This is a genomic window from Gemella sp. GL1, assembly GCF_013415365.1.
Taxonomy (GTDB): domain Bacteria; phylum Bacillota; class Bacilli; order Staphylococcales; family Gemellaceae; genus Gemelliphila.
The window spans coordinates 1-3,216 of sequence record NZ_JACBYB010000019.1 but is presented as its reverse complement, the minus strand read 5'-3'; the positions used below and the strand labels follow the sequence as shown (position 1 = coordinate 3,216).

Annotated in this window: 2 rRNA genes; both read left to right on the top strand. The window is 47.9% G+C overall.

The features are described from left to right. Window positions 1-149: 149 nt before the first annotated feature. Window positions 150-3,034, top strand: a 23S ribosomal RNA gene (locus tag HZY82_RS05080). Window positions 3,035-3,098: 64 nt separating this feature from the next. Further along, window positions 3,099-3,213, top strand: a 5S ribosomal RNA gene (gene rrf / locus HZY82_RS05075). Window positions 3,214-3,216 lie beyond the last annotated feature (3 nt).

The window sequence follows — 3,216 nt, the reverse complement described above, 5'->3', positions numbered from 1 at the left end:
TTTGAGTGTTCAAAAGAATACTCGAGAACAATGAAAACTAAATACGTATATTATATAGAAAAAGATTTACAAAGAAAAAACCGAGAGAAGAAGACAAGAAAATTGTCTATTCATAAGAGTTCAAGGAAAAAAGCGTAAAAGCTACACACGATTAAGTAGAAAAGAGCGCACGGAGGATGCCTTGGCACTAGGAGCCGAAGAAGGACGTGACAAACGACGAAACGCTACGGGGAGAAGTAAGTAATCAATGATCCGTAGATATCCGAATGGGGGAACCCACCACAAGTAAAGATGTGGTACTCGAAAGAGGGGTAACGCAGAGAACTGAAACATCTAAGTACCTGCAGGAAGAGAAAGAAAAATCGATTTCCTTAGTAGCGGCGAGCGAAAAGGAAGGAGCCCAAACCGTAAGGCTTGCTTTACGGGGTTGTAGGACTATCAATAAATCGTATCATAATTCATAGTAGAATCGCATGGGAAGGCGAACCAAAGAAGGTAAGAGTCCTGTAAACGAAATGAAGAGAGAGCGAGAGATAGCACCTGAGTACAGCGGAACACGAGGAATTCCGTTGGAATCTACCAGGACCATCTGGTAAGGCTAAATACTACCTAGTGACCGATAGTGAACCAGTACCGTGAGGGAAAGGTGAAAAGAACCCCGGGAGGGGAGTGAAATAGAACCTGAAACCGTGTGCTTACAAGTAGTCAGAGCACCAATAAGGTGTGATGGCGTGCCTTTTGTAGAATGAACCGGCGAGTTACTTTATCATGCGAGGTTAAGTGGAAGACATGGAGCCGCAGCGAAAGCGAGTCTTAATAGGGCGAAATAGTATGATGGAGTAGACCCGAAACCAAGTGATCTACCCATGGCCAGGTTGAAGTTTAGGTAACACTGAATGGAGGACCGAACCAGGACACGTTGAAAAGTGTTTGGATGAGCTGTGGGTAGCGGAGAAATTCCAATCGAACTTGGAAATAGCTGGTTCTCTCCGAAATAGCTTTAGGGCTAGCCTCGTGAAGAGTTTATTGGAGGTAGAGCACTGTTTGGACTAGGGGCCCATCCCGGGTTACCGAATTCAGACAAACTCCGAATGCCAAATAAATATGCACGGGAGTCAGACTGCGGGTGATAAGGTTCGTAGTCGAAAGGGAAACAGCCCAGACCGCCAGCTAAGGTCCCAAATTGTATGTTAAGTGGAAAAGGATGTGATGATGCACAGACAACCAGGATGTTGGCTTAGAAGCAGCCACCATTTAAAGAGTGCGTAATAGCTCACTGGTCGAGTGACATCGCGCCGAAAATGTACCGGGGCTAAACATACAACCGAAGCTGCGGATATAACTAATGTTATATGGTAGGAGAGCGTTCTAACAGCGGAGAAGCTGAGCCGGAAGGCGAGGTGGAGCGGTTAGAAGTGAGAATGCCGGTGTGAGTAGCGAAAGATAGGTGAGAATCCTATCCACCGAAAGACTAAGGTTTCCAGGGGAAGGCTCGTCCGCCCTGGGTAAGTCGGGACCTAAGGTGAATCCGAAGGGAGAAGCCGATGGACAACAGGTAGAAATTCCTGTACCACCAAATATCATTTGAGAGAAGTGGGGACAGAGGAGGTTAAACAATCGGACTGATGGAATAGTCCGTCTAAGCACAAAGTGAGCGAGGTAGGCAAATCCGCCGAGCATATATCATGAAGTGTGATGGGGAGCGAAATTAAGTAGCGAAGTTGTTGAAACCAAACTCTCAAGAAAAGCCGCTATCGAGATAAGAGGTGCCCGTACCGCAAACCGACACAGGTAGTTGGGAAGAGAATTCTAAGGTGAGCGAGAGAACCATCGTTAAGGAACTCGGCAAAATGACCCCGTAACTTCGGGAGAAGGGGTGCCACAGAGATGTGGCCGCAGTGAATAGGCCCAAGCGACTGTTTATCAAAAACACAGGTCTCTGCAAAACCGTAAGGTGAAGTATAGGGGCTGACGCCTGCCCGGTGCTGGAAGGTTAAGAGGAGTGCTTAGCGCAAGCGAAGGTATGAATTGAAGCCCCAGTAAACGGCGGCCGTAACTATAACGGTCCTAAGGTAGCGAAATTCCTTGTCGGGTAAGTTCCGACCCGCACGAAAGGCGTAACGATTTGGGCACTGTCTCAACGATGGACTCGGTGAAATCATAGTACCTGTGAAGATGCAGGTTACCCGCGACAGGACGGAAAGACCCCATGGAGCTTTACTGTAGCTTGATATTGAATTTTGATGCAGTATGTACAGGATAGGTAGGAGCCAAAGAAACCGGGACGCTAGTTTCGGTGGAGGCGTTGTTGGGATACTACCCTTGCTGTATTGAAATTCTAACCCTGAGAGTAGAAAACTCGGAGACAGTGTCAGGTGGGCAGTTTGACTGGGGCGGTCGCCTCCTAAAGAGTAACGGAGGCGTTCAAAGGTTCCCTCAGAATGGTTGGAAATCATTTGCAGAGTGTAAAGGCACAAGGGAGCTTGACTGTGAGACCTACAAGTCGAGCAGGTGCGAAAGCAGGACTTAGTGATCCGGTGGTTCCGCATGGAAGGGCCATCGCTCAACGGATAAAAGCTACCCTGGGGATAACAGGCTTATCTCCCCCAAGAGTCCACATCGACGGGGAGGTTTGGCACCTCGATGTCGGCTCATCGCATCCTGGGGCTGTAGTCGGTCCCAAGGGTTGGGCTGTTCGCCCATTAAAGCGGTACGCGAGCTGGGTTCAGAACGTCGTGAGACAGTTCGGTCCCTATCCGTCGTGGGCGTAGGAAATTTGAGAGGAGCTGTCCTTAGTACGAGAGGACCGGGATGGACGTATCAATGGTGTACCAGTTGTCACGCCAGTGGCATAGCTGGGTAGCTAAATACGGACGGGATAAGAGCTGAAAGCATCTAAGCATGAAGCCCCCCTCAAGATGAGATTTCCCACTTAGTATAAGACCCCTTGAAGACGACAAGGAGAATAGGTTAGGAGTGTAAGTGCGGTAACGCATTCAGCTGACTAATACTAATAGGTCGAAGACTTAATCAATAGTGTAAAAGAATTGAACCAATCTAAGTAAATCATAATAATATAGATATGTATATAGTTTTCGTCTGGTGGCGATAGCAAAGAGGATACACCTGTACCCATACCGAACACAGAAGTTAAGCTCTTTAGCGTCGACTGTAGTTGGTCTTACGACCTGCGAGATTAGAACGTTGCCAGGCAAT